The 1,346-nt window shown below is 49.0% G+C and carries 2 protein-coding genes and 1 other RNA gene; all 3 read left to right on the top strand.

Features of this window, described 5'->3' with window-relative positions:
- Nucleotides 1-201, top strand: an RNA gene (rnpB, locus tag KDK18_RS00080) — RNase P RNA component class A; the annotation flags it as partial.
- A gap of 432 nt (nt 202-633) precedes the next feature.
- Nucleotides 634-1,089 carry a division/cell wall cluster transcriptional repressor MraZ gene (gene mraZ, locus KDK18_RS00075; RefSeq protein WP_257252313.1) on the top strand — a complete coding sequence of 152 codons (456 nt, stop codon included), beginning with the start codon at nt 634-636 and terminating at the stop codon, nt 1,087-1,089.
- Nucleotides 1,090-1,113: 24 nt separating this feature from the next.
- Nucleotides 1,114-1,346: 16S rRNA (cytosine(1402)-N(4))-methyltransferase (gene mraW / locus KDK18_RS00070; RefSeq protein WP_257252312.1), on the top strand; the 233-nt coding region annotated here is incomplete at its 3' end.

Raw genomic sequence — 1,346 nt, 5'->3', positions numbered from 1 at the left:
AGAGCGCACCGCGTGACTGGTAACAGTTCACGGCATGGTAAACCCCGCCTGGAGCAAGACCAAATAGGAATCCTGGAGGTGTGACCCGCACTGGATTCGGGTAGGTTGCTTGAGGTGCCTGGTGACAGGTATCCCAGATGAATGATTGCCCAGACCTGTTTACAGGTTGGACAGAACCCGGCTTACAGGCCAACTCGAGACTTTCTTTTTCTTCCGCTATCTGTTCCCGAATTGAAACGGAATCGGTCTCAGTGAATTTGACTGGCCGTTCAGCAATGAATGGGATGTGTTGATCAAGATATTCAATTATCTGAAACTTTTACAATTTTTTTCAGGCAGTTCTCATGCTTCATGGGCTTAAATAGCTCTTCCCTCCAAGCTGCTCATTTTTATGCACTTTTTTAATGCAAAGCGCTGGGTGTCTGGTCTCTGGCGGGGTCAATTATTTGACTCTTCAGACAGATTCTGACCTTGACGTGGGTTTTTGAGGTTTCTATAGTGTGCTTCAGTGGAGTAAAGTGGATAAAAGTGGAGTTTAGTTAGCATGATGTGGGAGAGTGGGGTGCCAGTGAACACTTTTTCTCTTCGGATTGCGGCCTGCCATCCTGTCTGAATTGACTTGAGGGAATCGGTTTGTTTCGTGGGGTTAATGCCATCAATCTCGATGCCAAAGGGCGTCTTGCAATACCTACCCGTTATCGGCAGGTGTTGAAAGATCGTTGTGAAGGCCGTTTGGTGGCAACTATCGATACTGATGAGCCTTGTCTATTGATTTATCCACAGGATGAGTGGGAGGCCATTCAGGCAAAGATTGAAGCCCTGCCCAGTTTTCACCCGATGACACGCCGAATACAAAGACTTCTTATCGGACACGCCACCGACATTGATATGGATGGCAGTGGCCGAGTTTTGGTACCTCCCTTGCTCAGGGATTATGCAGGCATGGATAAACGCTGCATTCTTCTGGGGCAGGGCAAAAAATTTGAACTGTGGGATGAAGCTTGCTGGAACCAGCGACGAGATGATTATCTTCAGGAAGCCAGTGAATCCGCTGAAGTGCCTGCTGAGCTCCAGTCTTTGTCCCTCTAATGGGTATGCGCCCGGACATGATAGATGACATTGCAAGAGCAATCAGACCAGCACATTACTGTGCTGTTAGAGGAAGCGGTTGAGGCTTTGGTTACAGATCCTGACGGGCTCTATGTCGATGGAACATTTGGTCGTGGTGGACACAGTCGTGCAGTTCTGAAGAACCTGTCCGGCAGAGGCAGGCTGATAGGTATCGATAAGGATCCGGGGGCATACCCATTAGAGGGACAAAGACTGGAGCTCAGCAGGCACTTCAG

The sequence above is a fragment of the Endozoicomonas sp. SESOKO3 genome, assembly GCF_024606255.1.
The sequence above is the reverse complement of the archived record's forward strand: the minus strand, read 5'-3'. Positions and strand labels throughout refer to the sequence as shown.